At 49.0% G+C, this 21381-nt stretch carries 24 protein-coding genes and 1 other RNA gene; 12 read left to right on the top strand and 13 right to left on the bottom strand.

Annotated features, from left to right (window positions below; translation table 11 throughout):
- Window positions 1–147 precede the first annotated feature (147 nt).
- The 3 genes from AC5JLB_RS16810 to AC5JLB_RS16820 form a co-directional block, all read right to left on the bottom strand.
- Window positions 148–714, bottom strand: coding sequence for a DUF1802 family protein (locus tag AC5JLB_RS16810; protein WP_495874975.1), 567 nt, complete (start codon window positions 712–714; stop codon window positions 148–150).
- 13 nt (window positions 715–727) lie between these two features.
- On the bottom strand, window positions 728–1075 hold the full coding sequence (locus AC5JLB_RS16815) for a hypothetical protein (RefSeq protein WP_495874976.1): 348 nt from the start codon (window positions 1073–1075) through the stop codon (window positions 728–730).
- 484 nt (window positions 1076–1559) lie between these two features.
- The gene (locus AC5JLB_RS16820; protein ID WP_495874977.1) at window positions 1560–2483 is read right to left on the bottom strand and encodes an isopenicillin N synthase family dioxygenase; all 924 of its coding nucleotides are present in this window, start codon (window positions 2481–2483) and stop codon (window positions 1560–1562) included.
- On the opposite strand from AC5JLB_RS16820, the gene AC5JLB_RS16825 reads away from it, so the two are divergent.
- Window positions 2482–2820: a TMEM14 family protein gene (locus tag AC5JLB_RS16825; protein WP_495874978.1), complete on the top strand. Its 339-nt coding sequence runs from the start codon at window positions 2482–2484 to the stop codon at window positions 2818–2820. The two genes, AC5JLB_RS16820 and AC5JLB_RS16825, sit on opposite strands and share 2 nt — an antisense overlap.
- A gap of 5 nt (window positions 2821–2825) precedes the next feature.
- Here the strand turns inward: AC5JLB_RS16825 and AC5JLB_RS16830 are convergent, their stop codons facing one another.
- Entirely contained in the window at window positions 2826–3257 is a 432-nt protein-coding gene (locus tag AC5JLB_RS16830) for a type II toxin-antitoxin system VapC family toxin (RefSeq protein ID WP_495874979.1), read from the bottom strand.
- Complete coding sequence (locus AC5JLB_RS16835; protein WP_495874980.1) at window positions 3254–3490, bottom strand: hypothetical protein; 237 nt, start codon at window positions 3488–3490, stop codon at window positions 3254–3256. Before AC5JLB_RS16835 ends, AC5JLB_RS16830 begins: the two co-directional genes overlap by 4 nt.
- Before the next feature lie 282 nt (window positions 3491–3772).
- Here AC5JLB_RS16835 and AC5JLB_RS16840 point away from each other — a divergent pair, with 282 nt between their 5' ends.
- The 6 genes from AC5JLB_RS16840 (at window position 3773) to AC5JLB_RS16865 (ending at window position 11349) form a co-directional block, all read left to right on the top strand.
- Window positions 3773–4264 carry a hypothetical protein gene (locus AC5JLB_RS16840; RefSeq protein WP_495874981.1) on the top strand — a complete coding sequence of 164 codons (492 nt, stop codon included), beginning with the start codon at window positions 3773–3775 and terminating at the stop codon, window positions 4262–4264.
- Window positions 4265–4612: 348 nt separating this feature from the next.
- Window positions 4613–4840 (top strand): hypothetical protein, encoded by a 228-nt coding sequence (locus AC5JLB_RS16845; protein ID WP_495874982.1) that lies wholly within the window; start codon window positions 4613–4615, stop codon window positions 4838–4840.
- 135 nt (window positions 4841–4975) lie between these two features.
- Window positions 4976–7423, top strand: coding sequence for a sucrose synthase (locus AC5JLB_RS16850; protein WP_495874983.1), 2448 nt, complete (start codon window positions 4976–4978; stop codon window positions 7421–7423).
- A gap of 92 nt (window positions 7424–7515) precedes the next feature.
- Complete coding sequence (pgmB, locus tag AC5JLB_RS16855; RefSeq protein WP_495874984.1) at window positions 7516–10461, top strand: beta-phosphoglucomutase; 2946 nt, start codon at window positions 7516–7518, stop codon at window positions 10459–10461.
- A gap of 139 nt (window positions 10462–10600) precedes the next feature.
- Window positions 10601–11017 carry a XisH family protein gene (locus AC5JLB_RS16860; RefSeq protein ID WP_495874985.1) on the top strand — a complete coding sequence of 139 codons (417 nt, stop codon included), beginning with the start codon at window positions 10601–10603 and terminating at the stop codon, window positions 11015–11017.
- Window positions 11005–11349 carry a XisI protein gene (locus tag AC5JLB_RS16865; protein WP_495874986.1) on the top strand — a complete coding sequence of 115 codons (345 nt, stop codon included), beginning with the start codon at window positions 11005–11007 and terminating at the stop codon, window positions 11347–11349. Before AC5JLB_RS16860 ends, AC5JLB_RS16865 begins: the two co-directional genes overlap by 13 nt.
- 4 nt (window positions 11350–11353) lie before the next feature.
- Here AC5JLB_RS16865 and AC5JLB_RS16870 read toward each other — a convergent pair whose 3' ends face one another.
- From AC5JLB_RS16870 to AC5JLB_RS16905, 8 genes are all read right to left on the bottom strand, one after another.
- A complete protein-coding gene (locus tag AC5JLB_RS16870) occupies window positions 11354–13087 on the bottom strand; it encodes an NAD+ synthase (protein ID WP_495874987.1) in 1734 nt (577 codons plus the stop codon).
- Window positions 13088–13092: 5 nt separating this feature from the next.
- On the bottom strand, window positions 13093–13428 hold the full coding sequence (locus AC5JLB_RS16875) for a HepT-like ribonuclease domain-containing protein (RefSeq protein ID WP_495874988.1): 336 nt from the start codon (window positions 13426–13428) through the stop codon (window positions 13093–13095).
- On the bottom strand, window positions 13425–13715 hold the full coding sequence (locus tag AC5JLB_RS16880; protein ID WP_495874989.1) for a nucleotidyltransferase family protein: 291 nt from the start codon (window positions 13713–13715) through the stop codon (window positions 13425–13427). Before AC5JLB_RS16880 ends, AC5JLB_RS16875 begins: the two co-directional genes overlap by 4 nt.
- Window positions 13716–13796: 81 nt before the next feature.
- Window positions 13797–14141 (bottom strand): HepT-like ribonuclease domain-containing protein, encoded by a 345-nt coding sequence (locus AC5JLB_RS16885; RefSeq protein ID WP_495874990.1) that lies wholly within the window; start codon window positions 14139–14141, stop codon window positions 13797–13799.
- Entirely contained in the window at window positions 14138–14428 is a 291-nt protein-coding gene (locus AC5JLB_RS16890; RefSeq protein ID WP_495874991.1) for a nucleotidyltransferase family protein, read from the bottom strand. Before AC5JLB_RS16890 ends, AC5JLB_RS16885 begins: the two co-directional genes overlap by 4 nt.
- Before the next feature lie 41 nt (window positions 14429–14469).
- Window positions 14470–15225 carry an NUDIX hydrolase gene (locus AC5JLB_RS16895; RefSeq protein WP_495874992.1) on the bottom strand — a complete coding sequence of 252 codons (756 nt, stop codon included), beginning with the start codon at window positions 15223–15225 and terminating at the stop codon, window positions 14470–14472.
- The gene (locus AC5JLB_RS16900) at window positions 15189–15785 is read right to left on the bottom strand and encodes a nicotinate-nucleotide adenylyltransferase (protein WP_495874993.1); all 597 of its coding nucleotides are present in this window, start codon (window positions 15783–15785) and stop codon (window positions 15189–15191) included. Before AC5JLB_RS16900 ends, AC5JLB_RS16895 begins: the two co-directional genes overlap by 37 nt.
- A 96-nt stretch (window positions 15786–15881) precedes the next feature.
- A complete protein-coding gene (locus tag AC5JLB_RS16905; protein WP_495874994.1) occupies window positions 15882–17240 on the bottom strand; it encodes a nicotinate phosphoribosyltransferase in 1359 nt (452 codons plus the stop codon).
- Between the two features lie 564 nt (window positions 17241–17804).
- Between AC5JLB_RS16905 and AC5JLB_RS16910 the strand changes: the two genes are divergently transcribed.
- The 5 genes from AC5JLB_RS16910 to rnpB all read left to right on the top strand — a co-directional run bounded on the left by AC5JLB_RS16910 (window position 17805) and on the right by rnpB (window position 21101).
- Window positions 17805–17954 (top strand): hypothetical protein, encoded by a 150-nt coding sequence (locus AC5JLB_RS16910; protein ID WP_495874995.1) that lies wholly within the window; start codon window positions 17805–17807, stop codon window positions 17952–17954.
- Between the two features lie 115 nt (window positions 17955–18069).
- On the top strand, window positions 18070–18540 hold the full coding sequence (locus tag AC5JLB_RS16915) for a hypothetical protein (protein ID WP_495874996.1): 471 nt from the start codon (window positions 18070–18072) through the stop codon (window positions 18538–18540).
- A gap of 80 nt (window positions 18541–18620) precedes the next feature.
- The gene (locus tag AC5JLB_RS16920; protein WP_495874997.1) at window positions 18621–19805 is read left to right on the top strand and encodes an ISAs1 family transposase; all 1185 of its coding nucleotides are present in this window, start codon (window positions 18621–18623) and stop codon (window positions 19803–19805) included.
- Between the two features lie 135 nt (window positions 19806–19940).
- Window positions 19941–20636, top strand: coding sequence for a hypothetical protein (locus tag AC5JLB_RS16925; RefSeq protein WP_495874998.1), 696 nt, complete (start codon window positions 19941–19943; stop codon window positions 20634–20636).
- Between the two features lie 49 nt (window positions 20637–20685).
- Window positions 20686–21101, top strand: an RNA gene (gene rnpB, locus AC5JLB_RS16930) — RNase P RNA component class A.
- The last annotated feature ends 280 nt before the right edge of the window (window positions 21102–21381 follow it).

Consider the following 21381-nt stretch of genomic DNA (forward strand, 5'->3'; position numbering starts at 1 on the left):
TGTTAACCATGACCCCAAGCTTCCTACTGACTTGGTTTCCCAGGATAGACGGAAGTGTGAAATTTGCAGCAAAAAGTTTTGCAAATCGAGAATAAAAAATGACTCACAAGAGAGTATTTCAGGAGCTTTAGCCGTTACATTCGCTACTTAGCCAGCGACGACAACTGTTTTGATCGCCTCGATCTGCTCCTGATAAGCGGTATCTGCTAAGACGGGCGTGGCATTTTCGAGGGAAATATCAGCTTTCAAATCAATCCACGATCGACAGCCGCCATACTCGCTTTGATAGGAAATCGATTGCGGTTGGGCTAATTTGAACGATCGCAGTGCCAGCACATACAACGGCGACTTCGGTTTCCACTTCAACCGTTCTTCAACAAATTGCGCGTTCCAAACATGGTACGGATACAGAGCCTGCACAACAGTTGCTTCTGTCACCTGAAAAATATCCGTAATGTCGGCAAAAGAACTAATCTGAATTTCCTCTGGATGCCAGCCCGATGAAACAGATTGAACCTTGGCATCATAGGGCGCTTTGAGTAAGTGAGGATTTTGATGCTCGTATGTGGGATAGAGCAAAACCCGCTCATGGTCCACCGAAAATTTCCCGCCCTGCTCTCGAATGCCGCCTTTTCTTAGCAGCAAAATCATTTCGCCCTGTTCGAGAGCGCGGACTGCGATCGCCCATTCTTTCAGCGCATAGCTCAGTTCCATCTCAGACTACCCTTTACGTTAGGCGAGAGAAAAACTCTACACACACCATAAACAAAGGAAACATGATTCCAGCAAGTCCAATCCAGCCGCCAAACTGACCCAAAAAGCCATACAACCGCTTGTATTCTTTTCTGGCGGTTTCGTGAAAAGCGGCAAGAAAGCGCGAACTCGCTCCAATTAGAATAGCTCCACCGACTCCCAACGGTACGCTGATGATAAACCATGCTTTCAGTTTATCGCCAGGATTAATCAGTCCGACAACAGGAAAGAAAACGAAACTCACCAGTTCAACTACAAGCCAGAGACCGAGGGCAATGAAAAGATCTTTGCGCTGCAATTCATCGAAAGAGAAGTTGTTCATTGTCAGGAGGGTAGAGGCTGGGGACGAAGACTTTAGAATTTCTCAATCTCTAGGTCGAAAAAACTAGCTGTCTCTAGGACTAGCATGGATAGGTATTGACGCTGAGGTTATGCTCTGTAGTCATTGGCACCAGAAGTGCAAACTCTGAAAGCGATGCTTCAGTGCCTCGCGGCTCGGTAAACCTCTAAGAAACTGTACCCAACTAGAACCTCATTGTTATGACGACCCACGATCTATTAATGCTTGTCTTGATGCTTATTCCCGGTATTTTACTCTCAGTTGCGGTGATGGTGACATTTGCGGCAGGCGGTTGACGCGGATAGGCCCGTAACGACGCAATACAGCCCTCATCCCCTAGCCCCTTCTCCTGTGGGGAGAAGGGGAACTGGAATCTCGCTTTATCCCCTTAGAGAGAAGATTAGAGTGAGGGCAATTTGGGATTGTACATCCCGCAGGTTAACAGACTGACGCACTCTGCGACTGGCTAACTTGCCAATCCAATTTCTTGCAGGCGGAGATGAAGGTATTCTCCTGCGGTAATGGCAGGAAAGACTTGAGTGCCGCCTGTTCTGTCAATGCAGCTTTGGAGCGGCGTTAGGTCAGTTTGGGATTTGGGATGAACAAAAAACGGCATTGAGAAGCGGCGATTGCGGACATTATCGGGATTTGTGACTCGGTGAGTTGTGCTTTTGAAGAGCCCATTCGTGAGTTGTTGCAGCATGTCGCCACTATCGACAATAATTTGACCCTCTAGCGCTGGAATGGCTAACCATGTTCCATCGCGCTGCAATAGTTCTAAGCCACTTGCAGTTGCCTCGCACAGGAGCGTAATCAGATTGATATCCTCGTGGGGAGCTGCCCGTAAACTTGAGGCGTCGACGTTTTCAGGAATGGGTGGATAGTGAATCACTCGCAAAATCGTATCGCTGCCATCTGCCATAGTTGAGAGGAGCGATCGCGGCTCTCCCAAATACAAGGCACAAGCTTCTAGCAAGGTGGCAGCGCAGGCATCAAGCTGACTATATAGTTGGCTCATCACGTCATGGAACTGAGACACTTCTTCAGGTTTCAGATTGGCGAGGGTGGATTCTCTGCCGACATGCCAAAACTCTTTTAAGTCGGGGACGGAGTGATCTTTTGCGTGTTCTCGTCCAAATCTAGTGAAGCCTCGTTGCCCGTTTAGCTTAGGATCTTCATATTGCAGTTTGACTGGCTCTGGTAATTCAAAAAAGGTTTGGGCAACCTGATAGGCCGTCCTAATTAGATCAGCGTTGATACCATGATCGACAATGGCAAAGAAACCGATGTCTTCTAATGCGTTGCCGATTGTGGAGACGAACGCTTGCTGTTCGGAATGAGCATCAGAAAGGAAGTCCTTTAAGCTAACAACAGGAATGGATTGAGACATGACCTCTTCTCTGGCACTATCAGCAACGACATGGGCTGGCTTGATTGTAGTTTACGGACTGCTGGTTGCGATCGGGGGCGTGATTGGCTATGTCAAGGCTGGCAGTAAGGTGTCGTTGATATCGGGTTTGGGAAGCGGGGTGGCGCTTGCGATCGCGGCTTACACGACAACTCAAAATCCATCGACTGGCTTGTCGTTAGCCGTTTTCATTGCTGCATTTTTGCTGATTGTGTTCGCTATTCGCTGGATTAAAACCAAAAAAATGATGCCTGCGGGGATGATGGCGATCTTAAGTTTGGTTGCGGTAATTTTGTTTGGGGCGGCGTTATCTGTTTGAAGGTTTTAGCTGTAAGTCCAGTCTGCCAGTGTCACAACATTCGGGAATGCGGAACCAACAGCATTGACGAGTTTTTGATCTGCGGTCACGAATTGGCAGTTTTCCTGTAAGCTCAGCGCAATGTATAAGGAGTCGTATACTGTTCGCTGATGCTGAACTGCTATCTGATAAGCACTGTTTAGTAAGTGAGCCGTTGAAGATAGGAAGAGGCGAAGCCGTTGAAATTCGACAATAGCATCTTGAGCTTCATCCGTCGGTAGACCTTGCGATCGCTGCTTCTTCCAGACAATGTTGCCAAACTCGGCATAGATAAATTCGGGAGCGAGAAAGTCGATTGCTCCAGTTTGATAGTGATTCAGAATTTCAAGGGCGATGGACGAGTCGGGTTCAGTGATGAACCATTTAATGGCGATGCCGCTATCGATCACTAATCTCATCGTTGTCGATCCTGACGGATTAGCTCAGTGCTGTCTGGCATTTCACCGCATTTTTCAAACACGCGATCGCGGATCTGACTAATTCTACGAACGGTTTCTCGGCGCTGGGTGAGGTCTGCTTCTCGTTGTTCCCATTCTTCGAGTAAGCGTTCGATGCTGTCTAGACCTTGTGCTTTGGCGGTGGTTTCTAGACGATCGTAAAGTTCATCGGAAATAGTTAGCGATCGGCTCATAAAGTCTAGGAAGAGATTTCAAATGATTTCAATGAGGGCAACGTCGATCAAGTCTCTTTCGATCATGAATATTGGTTCTCTCATCTATGTTCAACAGTATAGCGAGGTGAGAGGAGTTGATTAGCTGGCCTTTTGGAGTTCGGCGAGATACCAGTATGTGATTTGTACGGGCAAGTAGACTGTGTACCGAAATCACCCGTGATGTTCCCACCATTCACCATTCGGGAATTCTACGATCGTTCCCTTTACAACTTACTTACTCTTTTATCGAACGCTTCTACTATGTCTTATCGTGACCCGAACGCAACCCTTTCCGATGCCGATCTGCAAGAAATTAAGCAAGCGATCGCACTCATTCAACAAAAGCTCCCCTTCCTCGTCACGCTCAGCACCGACGATCGCAAACGCCTCTACAAGCTAGGGGACAAACGCCTTGCCTTCGTTCAAAACAGCCTCACCGCCGCTCAAAGCAACCCCAACATTCTTCCCGCCAGTTTCGACCTCCCCCGCTTTACCAACGACTATCGCCTCGCAACCGACCTCACCGAACTGCTGATGATCTTCACTCAACTGAGTGAACAGGTAGACGATACGCTTATGGCAGTGGGCAGCGAAGCGATGAGCGACAGTCTGACTGTCTATGACTATGTGAAGACCGCTTCCAAAAAGACACCTGGATTAAAAGCGATCGCAGAGCAACTCGGCAGCTTGTTCAAAGCAATTCGGGGCAAGTCAGTTAAAACAACGCCTGAGATGGCTCCAGCTTCTAACTAGCGTTTAGATGCGTTGAGGTTCAGTGTTGATGCGGCTGCAACTGCGCTTGAACCTCAAACATTCGTCGTCCAATGTCCAACCTGCGTCAGCCCACCTCAAATATTCGCGCTTGAAGGTTCAACCTACGTCAGCCCACCTCAGACCTGCGTTAGCCCACCTCAAACATTCGTCATTCAATCTTTGACCTGCATCAGTCCACCTCAAACATTCGCGCTTGAATCTCAGACCTGCATCAGCCCACCTTAGACCTGCATCAGCCCACCTTAGACCTGCATCAGCCCACCTTAAACATTCGCGCTTGAAGGTTCAACCTACGTCAGCCCACCTCAGACCTACATCGTTGAACCTTTGACCTACCTCAGCCCACCTCAAACATTCGCGCTTGAATCTCAGACCTGCATCGTTGAACCTCAGACCTGCATCGTTGAACCTCAGACCTGCATCATTGAACCTCAGACCTGCATCATTGAACCTCAGACCTGCGTCGTCACAGCATCCTTTATCCACTGCGATCGTCTACTCAACCTTCAAGAACATCGCCACTTCATCTCTAAACGTTCAACTCCTCAGCAATAGCTTTGGCACAATGTTGAGAAAATCAGCCAAAGGCTAGGTGAACTATACAGGCTTACCCAGTATCACAAGACTTAGGCTCCTAGTGTCTTTCTCACTACCGAACCTGAGATCCTTTCGTGCTGGGATTGACCTGTCATGTATCAGCTTATTCAATCGATACTCCACGATCGCGAAGAAACTCTCGCCCTGCATCGGCTGATTGATGCCCTCGCCGCCTCAGAGGAATCGTCAGCTGAGGGATTAGAAAAGCGTTACTTTTTGCACAACAAGATTATCCGCACCTTTGAAGAAGATTGTCGGCAACAGCAAAAGCCTGCTCATTTCTATCATTCGTCATTTATTGGTCGGCTGGTTCACACCGCTCATGAACTAATCGTAGAAGACGACGAAGTTTGGATCGTGCTGCGTCCCTGGATTGGCAGTCAAGAGATTTGGCGGCTTAGTCGGGAGTTAAGCGATCCGACAAGAATGAGCATCAGCGCCTTACTTGATGTCCGCGATCGCTTAGTCGGGCGCTATCAGCCTAGCCTAGTCGAACTCGATCTTAGTTCCTTCTACGAGAGCGAACCCAGCATCAGCGACTCGCGCAGCATTGGGCAGGGCGTTGCATTCCTTAATCGCTACTTGGCAAAGCAGGTTTCCGACAATCCCCAGTATTGGTTGCAAACCATTTACAATGTCCTGCTTCGTCATGCCCACGATGACATTCCTCTCATGATCAACGAGCAGATTGGCTCAGCAGGCGAACTGGTGAAAAGGATTAAGGAGGCGGTTAAACTCCTGGGGATGCGATCGCGCCATGAAGCATACGAACTCTCCCATCCCAAAATGCAAGAACTCGGCTTTGAGCCGGGATGGGGCAACAGCGCAGGGCGGGCACAAGAAACCCTAGAGCTACTCGACCATTTCATCACCACACCAGAGCCAGCGATCTTAGAAGCCTTTGTCGCTCGATTTCCGTCCGTTTTTCGCGTGGCGCTGGTGTCGATTCACGGCTGGGTGGGTCAACAAAATGTGGTGTTGGGACGCCCTGAAACGATGGGGCAAGTCGTGTATGTGTTAGAACAAGCCCGCAGTTTAGAGAAAGCTTTGCACGAAGAGATCCGCTTAGCGGGGTTAGAGTTTTTAGGCATTCAGCCCCATGTCGTGATTCTGACGCGCCTCATTCCCAACTGCGAAGGCACGCAGTGTGCGATGCGCGTTGAGCCCGTCGATGGCACGCAGAACGCCTGGATTTTACGGGTTCCATTTCGAGAATTTAACCCCACCGTCACCGACAACTGGATTTCTAAATTTGAGATTTCACCCTACTTAGAGTCCTTTGCGATCGACGCCGAACCCGAGCTGGTCAAACACTTGGGCGGGCGTCCTAACTTACTCGTTGGCAACTACAGCGACGGCAATTTGGTCGCCTTCTTGCTGGCGCGACGCCTCAAGGTGACGCACTGCAATATTGCTCACGTTTTAGAAAAACCCAAATACCTCTTTAGTAATCTCTATTGGCACGAACTCGAGTCGCAATATCATTTTTCGGCTCAATTTACGGCAGATCTGATCGGCATGAACGCGGCAGATTTTATTGTCACCTCGTCGTATCAAGAGATCGTTGGCACACCCGATGCCTTGGGACAGTACGAATCGTACAAACACTTCACTATGCCGGAACTCTATCACGTCGTCGATGGCATCGATTTATTCAGCCCCAAATTTAACCGCATTCCGCCCGGAGTGGACGAAGCCACCTTTTTCCCGTATTCAGACAAGCAACGGCGCTCCAACGAAGCCACCATCCGAATTGCTGAGCTACTGTTTACGCAAGAAGACCATCATATCTTAGGAAAACTCGACGATCTGACCAAGCGACCGCTCCTGTCACTCGCTCCGATGAGCGTGAGCAAAAATTTGACTGGATTAGTTCAGTGTTTTGCAGAGCATTTAGAATTACAAGAGCGCTGTAACTTGATCTTGGTGACGAACAAACTTTATGTTGACGAAGCCGTTAGCGAAGAGGAGGCAGAGCAAATCGACAAACTTCACATGCTGATTAGTCGATACGATCTTCACGGCAAGATTCGGTGGGTTGGCATCCGCATGAGTAGTCGTGACATGGGTGAAACCTACCGAGTAATTGCCGATCGCGGGGGCATTTTCATTCACTTTGCGCTGTTTGAAGCCTTTGGGCGCACTGTCCTCGAAGCGATGGTGTCTGGGTTGCCTACCTTTGCCACCGAATTTGGAGGACCATCGGAAATCATTGAAAATGACAGATACGGCTTCTTAATTAATCCCACCGACTTTAAAGCGACGACCTATAAGATCAGAGGTTTTCTCGATCGCTGTGATGAAGATCCTGACTATTGGCGCATGATCAGCGATCGCGCCGTCCAGCGCATTCACGACGACTACAATTGGCAGCTACACAGCAAGCAGCTTTTACTATCAACCAAGCTCTACAGCTTCTGGAATTATCTGCGACGCAACAACCGCGACTCCCTCCTCCGCTATTTAGAACTCATCTTCCATCTCATTTTCAAACCCAGAGCCACCACTATTCTAGAAAACCACCTCTCCAGAGAGCGATAAGCACCAATCTACCGATCCACTTCCCATTCATCCCTCATCCCTTCTCTTTCATCCCTCCTCTCACCCCCCTTCTCCCCCGGAGCCTCTTGCCCATGAATATGACCGAACGCGCTCAATCCCTGATCTACAGCGACTGGACGGTGATCGAGCCGAAGTTTGAGCCAGCGCTCCTTCAGACCAGAGAGACTGTATTCACAATTGGAAACGGCTATCTGGGCACACGCGGCAGCTTCGAGGAAGGCTACCCGCAAGCGACACCTGCCACCTTGATTCATGGAGTCTATGATCACGTTCCGGTGGTTTACACCGAATTGGTCAACTGCCCCGATTGGCTACCGTTGGTGATTGCGATCGAGGGCGATCGCTTTCGGCTCGATCAAGGCGAGATCTTGAGCTACGAGCGCAGCCTCAATTTGCAGCATGGCATTTTGAACCGTTCAGTACGCTGGCGCAGTCCCACTGGAAAAACGATCGATCTGCACTTTGAGCGGTTTGCCAGTCTAGCCGATCAGCATGTGCTGGCGTTGCGCTGTCAAATTACCCCCGTCGATTTTGAGGGCGAGATTGAAGTTCAGGCGAGTATTAGCGGCTACCCCGAAAATCAAGGGTTCAATCACTGGGAATCGATTGGTCAGGGTACGAACAAACATGGCGTGTGGCTAAGGGTGCGGACGCGCACCTCGCGGATTGAACTGGCAATGGCATCGAGCATGACGATATCGGTAGCAGAGACATCGCCGCAAACAGCAAATGTTCCAGGATATCCAACGCTACTGACTACGTTCACAGCATCAGCAGGACAAACAGTAACGATCGAGAATTTGATCACGGTGTATACGTCTCGCGAGGCAGAAGCGCCAACCCAAGCGGCACAGGCTAAGTTAGCAGAATTACCCAGCTATGACGATCTGCGATCGCAGCACCAAGATGCTTGGGACGGAACCTGGAGAAACAGCGATATCGTGATTGAAGGCGATGTTAAGTCACAGCTTGCGGTACGCTACAATCTGTTCCAACTCCTGATTGCCGCACCCAAACACGATGAACACGTCAGCATTCCCGCAAAAACGCTGTCTGGATTTGGCTATCGCGGTCACGTCTTTTGGGACACCGAAATTTTCATTCTGCCGTTCTTCACCTATACGCAGCCCGCTCTCGCTCGAAACCTGCTCACTTACCGCTATCACACCATTGAAGGCGCACGACGGAAAGCGGCGCACTACGGGTTTAAGGGCGCAATGTACTCGTGGGAAAGCGCTGATACAGGCGACGAAGTGACGCCGCGTTGGGCCTTGCCGAATGATCCTTACGCCGACGATATTCGGATTTGGTGCCGCGATCGCGAGATACACATTAGCGCTGACATTGCCTATGCCTCTTGGAATTATTGGCAAGCTACGGGCGATGATGACTGGATGCGCGATTACGGAGCCGAGATCATTCTAGATACGGCTGTGTTTTGGATGAGCCGCGTGGAGTGGAGCAACCGCGACGAACGCTACGAGATCCGTGAAGTGATCGGTGCCGATGAATACCATGAACACGTTAACAATAGTGTATTTACCAATCGCTTAGCTCAATGGCATTTAGAGAAAGCAGCCTATATTTATGATTGGCTACAGCAAGCGCATCCACAACGGTTAAGCGAACTGGATCAGAAATTAAAAATTACACCAGAGCGGCGATCGCGGTGGCAAGATATTGCCACGAACCTCTGGATTCTTCAGAGTCCATCTGGCTTGATCGAACAGTTTGAGGGATTCTTCGACCTTAAAGACATTAATTTAAACGAATACGAACCTCGAACAAAATCAATTCAGGCGCTCATCGGCATCGAAGAGGGCAATCAGCGGCAAGTGCTCAAACAGCCCGATGTGCTGATGTTGCTTTATCTCATGCGCCAATCGCAAGAGCCTCCCTACAGCCTAGAAACGGTCGAGAAGAACTGGAACTACTATGCTCCTCGCACCGATATCACCTATGGTTCTTCCCTCGGTCCAGCCATTCATTCGATTCTCGCGTCTGATTTAGGCAAATCTATTGAGGCGTACGATCGCTTTATGCAAGCGGCCTTAGTCGATCTCGAAGATACCCGTGGCAACGCCGCAGACGGCATTCATGGAGCATCAGCAGGCGGCATTTGGCAGGTTGTGGTCTTCGGATTCGGGGGCATTCAACTGGGAGATCAAAGCCCGATCGCTCATTGTCATCTTCCCCCCGGTTGGACTCGCCTCAAGTTTCGTCTATACTGGCGCGGCAAATGGCACGACTTCGACCTCCGACCCGATCCTAAACTAGACTCTATCCCATCCCCATCAGACGCTATGACGACACCCAAACTCCCCCATCCCACGCCCAGCCTGCCCGTTCGCGGCGTCATTTTTGATCTCGATGGCGTCCTCACCGACACCGCCGAATACCACTATCGTTCTTGGCAACGCCTCGCCGATGAAGAAGGCATTCCGTTCAATCGAGACGCGAATGAAGCGCTGCGCGGCGTGTCCCGACGAGAATCGCTGATGCTGATTGTGGGCGATCGCTCCTATTCTGAAGCGCAATTGCAGGAGATGATGGATCGCAAGAATCGTTACTACGTCGAATCGATCGAACACGTTTCTACGGATGACTTATTACCGGGAGCGCTAACGCTGCTCGAAGAACTGCGGCAAGCGGGCATCAAAACGGCGATCGGCTCTGCTAGTAAGAATGCTCGACCTGTGGTGGAAAAATTGGGCATCGCTGATCGCGTCGATGCGATCGCAGATGGCTACAGCGTTGAGCGGCCTAAACCCGCTCCCGATCTCTTCTTGTTCGCCGCAAACGCCATTGAAGTTGAGCCAGCCCAATGCCTTGTGGTTGAGGATGCGGCAGCAGGAGTTGAAGCGGCCTTAGCCGCAGGCATGTGGGCACTGGGTTTAGGTCCAGTCGAACGAGTCGGGGCGGCACAACTCGTCTTGCCTAGCCTCACCGAAGTTCATTGGAGCGATTTGCAAGAAAAGTTGCAGCAAGCCTCTACAAAAGAATTCGCCAATTCATAGTTGGGCTGTTGGGCGATGAGTGTAGCGGTACTTGAAACCTTGCCTAAGTTTCAGCATTAAGTTGACTTGGGGTTATCGATCTAGATGCTCGAAAGCTTTGGCTTTCATCAAGCAGAGGGGCTGACTTACACTTGTAGCTATGCCCAAGTTAGACATTATCCACAATCCGGTAAAAAATGCACTAATCAAGGAAGGCTGGACGATTACAGATGACCCCTACGTAATTCAATACCGCAGAACAACGCTATACGCAGATCTTGGTGCTGAGCGCCCCATTACGGCTGAACGAGATGGGCGAAAACTTGTGATTGAAGCGAAGAGCTTTGTTGGGGCATCAAAGATACAAGATTTGAAAGAGGCTCTTGGTCAATATGATATCTACCGATACCTTTTAGAGGAAACAGCACCAGAGCGTAAACTTTACGTTGCTGTTAGCGCAGTCGTCTATAAAAGCTTTTTCAATCAGGATGTGATTCAACTTATCCTCAACAAACATCAACTTCCACTCATTGTTGTAGATACAGAAACAGAGGAGATCACGCAATGGATAAACTAATTGAATATCCCAAGCTAATCAAGCGGATTTTGGCAGAGTATATCGAGTTGTGCGATCGCCATAACAGCCAAGACATGGAAACATTCTTGATTGTAGACGAGCCAAAAGGTCACTATATCTGGATGAACCTTGGTTGGCAGAACGGCGATCGTATTACGGGTATGACTGTCTACGTTCGTCTTCGGGACAGCAAATTCTGGATTGAGGAAGACTGGACTGAAGAAGGCATCGCAAGTGATCTAGTTCAGGCAGGCGTTGCCAAAGAAGATATTGTGTTGGCATTTCACGAGCCTAAGATGCGCCAGTACACGGATTTTGCAGTTGCATCGTAATGACTCAGACATTCTCTAGAGATTGTTTAGCCGGATCAGGCGAATGCTCAGCCTCTAGATGAGCGATCCATCGGCTGGCAATCGGCATTCGCCACCCGGTTCCAAAGGCGCGATCGCACACTTTCAATCCAGGAGGAGACTGTTTGCGCTTGAATTCGGCAATCTTGACGAGTTTCGCGACTCGTTCGACGGTCGCGGCATCGTGTCCGGCTTGGACAATCTGCGCGATCGTAGAGTGCTGATGAATCAATCGATCCAAAATATCGTCTAGCACTTCATAGGCTGGCAAGGAATCTTGATCTTTTTGTCCGGGTCGCAGTTCGGCGCTGGGCGGTTTGCTCAGAACGTTGGGTGGAATCGGAGGATTATCTTGACGGTTGAGCCATTCACAGATGGCGTAGACTTTCGTTTTGGGAACATCTGCGATCGCGGCAAGTCCGCCGTTCATGTCACCGTACAGTGTGCAGTAGCCCACCGCCACTTCTGATTTGTTTCCCGTGGAAACGAGGAGATGACCAAATTTATTCGAGACTGCCATCAGAAGCGTGCCGCGAATTCGGGACTGAAGATTTTCTTCAGCGAGTCCAAAGGACGTTCCGGCAAATAGCTCGTCTAATGTATCGTCATAGCATTCCATCAGCGTTCCGATAGCAAGCGTCTTGGTTTGAATGCCGAGATTTTGTGCCAATGCGATCGCATCATCAATTGAATGATCGGAACTGTAGGGCGACGGCATGAGAATGCCCAACACATTTTCTGCTCCGACCGCTGAAGCGGCGATCGCGGCAATCAGCGAGGAGTCAATTCCGCCACTCAAGCCCAACACGATTTTAGAGAAGCCGCATTTGCGAGCATAATCGCGCACGCCAAGCACCAAGGCTGAGTAGATTTCTGCGGCTTCATCCTCAACATCTGGCACGATTGAACCTGGTAAGAAGTCTTGGGTTTCAGGATTATACTCAACGACGAGCCAATCTTCTGCAAAGCCATGGGCGCGAGCCATGAGAGTTCCGGTGCGATCGCAGACAATGCTTCGTCCATCAAAAATCAGATCATCATTGCCACCGACTTGATTCGCGTAAATCATCGGTTGGTTAAACCGTTTTGCGCCATGTTGTAATAGGCGTTCTCTTAAGCGTTGTTTCCCAAGGGTAAACGGTGAAGCAGAAAGATTCACTGTGAAGTTAACGCCAGCGTTGGCAAGATCAACAAGCGGGTTGAGATCATACGTGCGCTTTCCCCAGAATTCTTCGTCGTTCCAAAGGTCTTCGCAAATGGTGACGCCAATGTGAACGGATGCAGAGTCTAGATCAAGAATAAAATGATTTGCTTGATTGCCGGGTTCAAAATAACGCTCCTCATCAAACACATCGTAGGTTGGCAGTAAGCGTTTGTGAAAGTGGCGAATCTGACCGTTCTCAAGTAAAGCTACGCTATTGAATAGTGGTTTTTCACCCGCTTGTAGCGATCGCGCGTTTACCTCGACTGTTCCGACCAATACGGCCAATCCGTCAGGAAGCGATCGCGCTAATTCCAACAATTTGGTCGCCATTGCGCTCACAAAACTCGGATCGAGCAATAGGTCACGAGGCGGATAACCACAGAGCGACAATTCGGGTGTGAGCAAAAGCCGGACTCCCTCTTGAGCGGCTCGACTGGCGGCAGCGAGAATTTTTTGAGCATTGCCGTCGAGATCTCCGATCGTGGGATTGAGTTGTGCGATCGCAATCTTCATCATGATCCTTAGTTTAATTCCTGCAAAATAGCGGTTACTTTAAGCTTCAAACGAGGTAAATCTGCCTCTACAATTGCCCAAACAACTTCTACGTTAATTCGGAAATACTCATGAACTAAAACGTTGCGTAAACCAACAATTTCTACCCAAGGTAGATCAGGATATTGGCTCTTAAACTCAACTGATGTTGCTCTAGCCGCTTCTCCAATCACCTGAAGATGATATGCAATCCAAGTTTGAATCAGTTCATCCTTTTCAAAGGCTTGTTTTCCCTGTGCGGCGTATCGCTCAATTCGACTAATGGCTTCCGAGATATCTAACAGGCGTTCAATGTCATTTCTCATAGAGAAACGGCCTCTTTCAGCACTTGTTCTCGGATGCGATCTTTCAATCCTCCATCTGTTGCAACATCTACCTTACGTCCTAGCAAATCTTCCAAATCTAGAATCAGCCCGACGGGAAACCAGGAACTACGATTTTCACCCATCTCGACTAGAAAATCGACATCGCTATCGGCTCGTGCTTCCCCTCGTGCCACAGATCCGAAAACCCGCACGTTGTAGGCTCCGTGTTGGGCTGCGATCGCTAAGATTTCCTCTCGTTTGTCTGCTAATAATTCGTCGATTCCCATCTTGATTGCTCCATCCTTTCGATCAATATCAGCTATTGAAAGCTTCAATCGTTGAATCTTGCTAAACGATCGCAATTTTCATCATGATCCTTGATGTAACTCCTGCAAAATAGCGGTGATTCGTGCTTTAAGTTCTGGTACATCTTGCTCAATGACGCGCCAAACTTCATCTAAATCAACGCGGACATAATCATGAATCAAAACATCTCGAAGCCCTGCAATTCGTTTCCACGGCACGTCAGGATAAGACTGACGCAGAATAGGCGACATTTGCTTTGTTGCTTCTCCAATGATTTCAAAATTTCGGATGACTGCATCTTGAATCATTTCAGTCTGCATGAAGGCATCACGTCCGCTTGACGTGTAAGACTCAATGCGAGTCATACAGTTTAGAATGTCATCTAAATAAAGACGATCTTCTCTCATAGAGCAATTGCCTCTTCTAGGACGCGATCGCGAATTAATCGGTGCAAGTTTTGAGTTTTTGCCACATCCACTTTGCGTCCTAGTAGATCCTGAAGATCCTGAATTAAAGCAATGCGGTCTAATAGGCTTCTGCTTTCTTCAATCTCAACTAGAAAATCGACATCGCTATCGGCTCGTGCTTCGCCTCGTGCCACAGACCCAAAGACCCGCACGTTGTAGGCTCCGTGTTGGGCGGCGATCGCTAAGATTTCCTCTCGTTTGTCAGCCAATAATTCGTCGATTCCCATGTTGATTTCTCCGAAGAGAGACACGATATATTGTGTCTCTACTATATAAATACCAACGGTTTGTCTTGGAATGGGGCAAATGCTTCTGCGTCAAATCGATACAAACTCGCTGGACGACCTGCACCCCGCGATACTTTTACTTTCGTATCGGCTAAAAATCCTAATTTTAGAAGGCGCGATCGAAAGTTAGAATAATCGGAAAAATGTTCGCCTAGAACCGTGGCGTAAAGTTGATACAGATCGCTTAGCGTAAAGACTTCGGGCAACACATCAAACGCAACTGGACTATACTCCAGTTTGTTTTTCAAGCGACCATGCCCATATTCCAAAATCTTGTTGTGATCAAACGCTAACTGGGGCAACTGATCTAACGGATACCAAGCAATTCCGCTTACACCATCGGCAATCAGTTCAGCTTCGGCAAATCGCACCAACGCAAAATAGCTGACCGAGAGATAGCGCACCCCATAGCTATCTTCTGCCTCTCGCGGATCGCGATCGGGGCCACCAAACGTGTAGAGTTGCTCTAAATAAAGATTGCGGACTCGAATTTTCTCCGACAAAATTCGATACGCGGCATCCTCTAACGATTCGCCTTGACGTACCAAGGTTCCGGGCAAGCTCCACTGACCCAAAAATGGTTCCTCGTGGCGCATCACCAGCAGCACGAGGAGCCGATTTTGAGCCGTATCGACCGAAAAGATCGCGTTATCGACGCCGACTCTAAAATCCGCAAGACTCTCTCCCGTGAGTGAACTGGTTAATGAACTGGCTGTTTTTTTAAACGTGCGTCGCATCCGTAAAGTTGCTCCCGATCGATATACTCTTGAACTCGGTGGGTGACTCCCGTTAAATCCTCGTGCTGACGGTATGCTGTTGAGGAAACATCTGGAACGACGATCGGCGCGATCGCAACCGTTGCCCCCATCTGCTGCAATCGTGCAACCTCGCCTGAATTGAGGGAATAGCCCGATCGCGGCACAATCAACACCTTGACTTTCCGCAACAGTTCTTCGGCTCGAAACCAGGTTGAAAGCTGCCGCGCCACATCAACCCCCACCACCAGCGTAAAGTCTGCTCCCTGCCAACGCTGCTGCGCCCGTTCAACCGTCACTAAAGTACGGGGATGGCTTAATTCTGGATAGACCCAGACATTTTGCCGAGGACAGTGCAAATCTTGAATCAACAGTCGCAGCATTTGAGTCCGATGCTGGAGCGGCGTCAGATGAGTCTTGAACGGGTTATCGGCTGCCCACACTGCAACTTCGTTAAACTGCTCCGAGAGCGATCGCAGAATCGTCAAATGTCCAATCGTAGGTGGGTCAGCACTGGTTCCAAACAGGGCAATGTTGAGCATGGGTTTGAACGAAGCGTGAAGGATTGTGAATCAGTACTTTGACAGTAGCGCATTTGGCAGACGAACTCTTTCGGGGGCGAATGTCTACTGCGGTTCTTACGGAGTTGCGCTTTGCGCTGATCGCTGGTGAGTATGTTGGATTAGGTCAGCAAGGCTAGAGGAAAGCTCAACCGGAATCGAGGTAGGCTCATCCAGTTGACGAACCCAAGACGGCAGACTGCGGACAGATTCAGCGGTGCGCTCTGCGATCGCGCTTAGGCGTTCTGATTCTTGCACTCGTTGTCCTTGCTTAAACACAAGCTGTAGAAGTGGAGTGGCTGATGGGGAATCTGAAATCAGCCCCAAGCAATCTTGCGTCACAACCCCCTGTTCCATTTGACGAAACACCTGCTTACGTCCGGGATACGTAATTTTTCCAGGAGACTCTTTCATCACCGGAATCCCATCGATTTCCACTAATTTATAGACCCCATTTACCGGAGAGCCTGTCACTAACTGAGTTCCTAACCCGTATCCATCAATAGGCGCACCCGCCACTTTTAGCTCAGCGATCTTATACTCATCTAAGTCACCGCTCGCAAAAATCGGGACTCCTGGCAACAGGTCTCGGACTTGCTGAGACAGAGAAAGCAATTCACCCGAATCAATCCGAACCCCAGCCAGAGATTGAGTTCCATCTCTTAGGTAAGCCGATAGCTCACGAGCCGCTGCGATCGTATCGTAAGTATCAATCAACAGCGGTGCACCCGGAAAGTGGCGATGAAACGCAGTAAACGCCTGTGCTTCTGTTCCTTTCGCGCTTAATGCCATAACGAGCGCGTGGGCCATGGTTCCGGTCGGCTGTCGTCCTAACTTCTGTGCCGCCAAAACATTAGAGGTCGCATCTAGCCCTGCCCCTAATGCGGCTCGTGCCGCCCAAACGGAGGCTTGAGGACTAAAGGCGCGGCGAGTTCCAAACTCTAGCAGAGTGGACTCGGCTCCAGCCGCATCTCGCATCCGAGCCGCACGGGTAGCAACTAGCGTTTGATAATTCACCGTGTTCAGCAGGTAGGTTTCCACGAGTTGAGCTTGCCACAAGGGAGCCTCAATTCTTAGCAGTGGCTCATTCGGAAAGACTGCTGTTCCTTCTGGCATTGCCCACACATCGCCTGTAAAGCGTCCATTTTGCAACAGCGTCCAAAATTTGGCGGGGGCGTGGTCAAACAGTCCGCTAGTTTGAAGAAACTCGATTTGCGCGGCGCTAAAATGCAGCTTCTCCAAATAATCTAGCGCTTGAGCGAGTCCCATGGCGATCAGATAGCCAAAGCCCTTAGGCAAGCGCCGTACTGTCAGTTCAAAACTTGCTCTGCGCTGATCTAAGCCCTCACCAACATAGCAAGCCCCCATCGTGAGTTGGTATAAATCGGTCAGCAGGCTGTAATCTTCTGGTTTTATGGTTAATTCTAGGTCTTCCACCCGTTTCTCCTAAATATCAAGGGTTTATAAACGGAGTCTTGAGGGGCTGTGGAGACTCGCCTTCACCTTCTTCTAAGTTATAGTCATTTTAACCAAAAGTCAAGATGTGAAATACTATGATTTTCTCGATCAAGAGTTCAAAGGAGGCACAGAAAGGACCAAAGCTGTCTAAAAGAGCCGTTGGCGCAAACTATATTTATAGTATTTCTTAATAAAATATTCTTGAAAAAACAGGCATTGCTTTCGCAAGGCTCCAAATAATGGCAGCAAGCCGCTATTTATTCCCATTTGAAGAACTTTGCCAATTCATCAGCGCCATCTTGAGCAACTGCGCCAGTAGTAAGGGGCAATATCGACACTCACTTTCTACATTGTTTTCTAAAGCAAAGCAAATAGAAACTTCAAACATTGAAGAAATATGAAAAGTCAGGAGATTAACCTAAACAATTGATGCGATCGCTCGCAGATCAACAGACGATTCTGCATAATTAAAGTATTCGGATAGCCACGCTACATCAAATCTGAAAATTGCTTCAGCTTAAACTCAATTCAGAGGTGACCCCTATGAGCGTTCCTAAAGTCATTGATGATGTAATTGTTTACTTTTCAGGTGCAATCAGTCGGATCTTCGCCCTCAATGACAATCATTATCCAAACACGGGTGTACAGCCCTATAGCGGCGATCCTTACGACAAAAAGCATTCTTCGGATTAGTCAAAAACGAGTCAGAAATAATTCTTTTGGCCTACTGAATCAATCTCCTAACTTGTGCTAAAAATTGGCAGAAGACATGAATTCTTCCGCCAATTTTTGTTGTCAGAGTGCTGATATGAATCCTACGACTTATCTTACAGAGAAAGAACTCAACCATGCTTACCATTTGTTAGAACACTATCCAGAAGCACAAGCCGGAATTGACGTTCTAAAGAGACATCGCGGAAACCCAAAAACGAGCGTTGAAGAATTAGCAGGAGGAAATCCGTCGTTTCAAGTGCAAAGTCTTGTAGTCGTCGCTCCCAAGTCCATATGGGAGATTTTGTTAGAGCAACTATATTTAGATGTGTGTGGTAGCAACTCTTCCGATCTTCGCCAAGCGAATCGCAATAGTTTACGCAAAATTCTGAACGAATCGCAGTTGCATCCTGAAAGCGCTGCCTTACTGAGCGGAGCAGTCGTTTACCTTGTACACCTTTCTGGAGTAGCGATTAGTCCTGCCGTCGCTACAGTTCTCGTACTCTACGTTCTTCACCTTGGCATTAATGTTTTCTGCGAGTACACGGCTCAGTTTCGCACATCCTAAACCCCATTCAATCCCAGGGTAAACGCATCTAAAACGAGGCGAGAAAGGGTGTAGGATGAGGAGTTTTCCTCCGCTTGCCCATGCCTCCTATTGTCAATCGAGAAACGCTGCAATCGTGCCTGGAGCAGTACTTCGGACAGATACGCGACCCACGCGTGGAGCGCACTCGTGCTCACCAACTGCTCGATATTATCGCCATCGCTTTGTTTGCAGTGCTGTCTGGAGCAGATAGTTGGGTGGCAATCGAGACCTACGGCAACGCCAAACGCAGTTGGCTCGAATCCTTCCTTGCCTTACCCCACGGCATTCCTTCGCACGATACCTTCGCCCGTGTCTTTGCCCGACTCGACCCTGAAACCTTCGAGGCAAGTTTCCAGCACTGGGTCAGAGCTTTGGTATCCACACTAGAGGCAGAACTGATTGCGATTGATGGCAAAACCGTGAAAGGTTCCTACGACCGGGAAGGGGGTATCAAAGCGCTGCAACTGGTGAGTGCCTGGGCAAGTGAGCATCGAGTCGTGATGGGACAGTGCAATGTGGCCTCGAAGTCCAACGAAATTACGGCGATTCCTGTGTTGCTTGAACAGTTAGCTCTGACGGGTTGCATCGTCAGCATTGATGCGATGGGCACTCAAAGCGCAATTGCTGAGCAGATTACGCAGCAGCAAGCGGATTATATTCTAGCGCTCAAAGGCAATCATCCAACCTTGTTAGAGCAGGCACAAATTGGGTTCAAAGACGCTCAAGCGCTTCAGGGGGAGGACATAGAACACACTCAGCATCAGGAAACTGAGGCGGGACATCATCGCATTGAATCGAGGACAATCTGGCAGATTCCGGCAACGCAAGTGTTTTCCGCAGATCAGTTGGAGCACTGGCCTGGCTTGCAAAGTTTGGTCGTAGTGCATGCTTATCGGCGCTTGTGGAATAAGGACACCACCGAGACCCGCTACTTCCTCAGTTCGCTCAACACGGATGCCCAAACCTTTGCTCGCTATATTCGCGCCCATTGGGCAATTGAAAATCAACTGCATTGGTGCCTAGACGTGGTATTCAAGGAAGATGCTTCCCGCATTCGCAAAGACCATGCTCCCCGTAACATGAGCTTGCTGCGCCGATTGGCACTCAACCTCTTGCGCCAGGAGCCATCAAAAGGCAGTTTGGCGATGAAACGCTATCGAGCAGGGCTCGACGACCAATTTATGCTGCAGATTCTCAGTGCCAATGTTCCTCAGTCTGATGCACATTCTCAACCAAAGTTTTGATGCGTTTACCCTGCATTCAATCCACCTTAAAAATCATAGGACTTAGAAATTACAAGACTTAGAAATTACAGAACAAAGCAAGCATGGTATAAGGACTAGAGATTCTGCTGTTTCTCCGCTTGCACAAGGTCTAGGATGACTGAACTTGATTTTGTACTGTTAACCGTTTACTTCTTGTGCGTTAGCTATGTGCTTTATCAGATCGTTAACTCATTTAACGATGAATTCACTATTCGCCTCGAACAAGACGACCTAAACCGATACCTTGAAGCCCATCATTTAAAGGACATCGTTGGCGTTAACTTCAGGTTTGACAATCGCTACGAGTTTGACAAACTAAAGCAACTCGCCATCCGAATTCAGAATAAGTCAGAGAACTATCTAATTTATGTTGATTGGGATCACTGCGTCCTTACAGATTTAGACGGCCGATCGCGTCGCGTTGCTCGCTTTTCACCCGGCGGCACGTTAGATGCATTTCAAAATCAAGTCTTCAGCATCATTGCTCCGAAGCAAACGTTGCAAGAACTCATCTCTGGCGAAGACCAACTAGCGCGTAAGGGCGAAAGTGGATTTCTAGAAGTCGCGAAGACAGTCATTGACCTTAGCAAACCCGACCCTAAAAAATCGAGTGAAGCCAAACGAAAGCGCTATCGCGACTTCATGGCAAGTCAAATTAAACTGGAATTTGAATTACATCTTGCCCTCCGAGTAGTAGGAGCAAACACCGCTCCGACGGGCGATCGCGCCCGCATCGTCTGCAAACTCACGATGATTAAACTCGATTGGACGGCGGGACTTCCCTGGAATCCCAAACGAAAACCGTTCTAATCAACATCTCTAAATCTTTGCTGACTCCGACTACACTGAGCTATGGAGAAGAGGGAGCGAGGTGATTGCGAGCAAGCCACTTGCTTGAGGAAAGTCCGGGCTTCCGAAAGACCGAACTTGCTGGATAACGTCCAGTGCGAGCGATCGTGAGGAAAGTGCCACAGAAACATACCGCCAATAGAAAGGAAGGAAAAGGTTTTCCTATTTCATCCTTCTCTATCGGTAAGGGTGCAAAGGTGCGGTAAGAGCGCACCAGCAGTATCGAGAGGTACTGGCTCGGTAAACCCCGGTTGGATGCAAGGCAGATGGGGCAACGGTTGGTCTTTTTCCTGTCCCGCGTTGCTGGTGAAATATCCAGCAAAGAGCCGCTTGAGGCATTTGGTAACAGGTGTCCCAGATAGATAATCGCCCTCTAGGAGCATTGCTCTCAAGAGAACAGAACCCGGCTTATGTCCCCCTCTTCTCCACCCCCTTCACTCAATGATTAAGAAACTCACGCTAGCAAATCGGTTTGTCAACATTCTTTAAACTGAACCCCGCAATATATAGATTCGGCAAAGTCCTCTTCATGAACGAAAGTGATATTTTCAACCTGAATTACTATAAAGGTTCACAAAAGAAAGGTTCAAACAAAGCGCCCCAAGCGTTCCATTAATCTTAAATTCTTGAATTAATGGTTCTTAAACCGACTCCGGTTGAGGCGACTGCTCCGAAACAACTTGTGTTCCTACAGCAGTGTAGGATA

It is taken from the genome of Myxacorys chilensis (genome assembly GCF_059505265.1).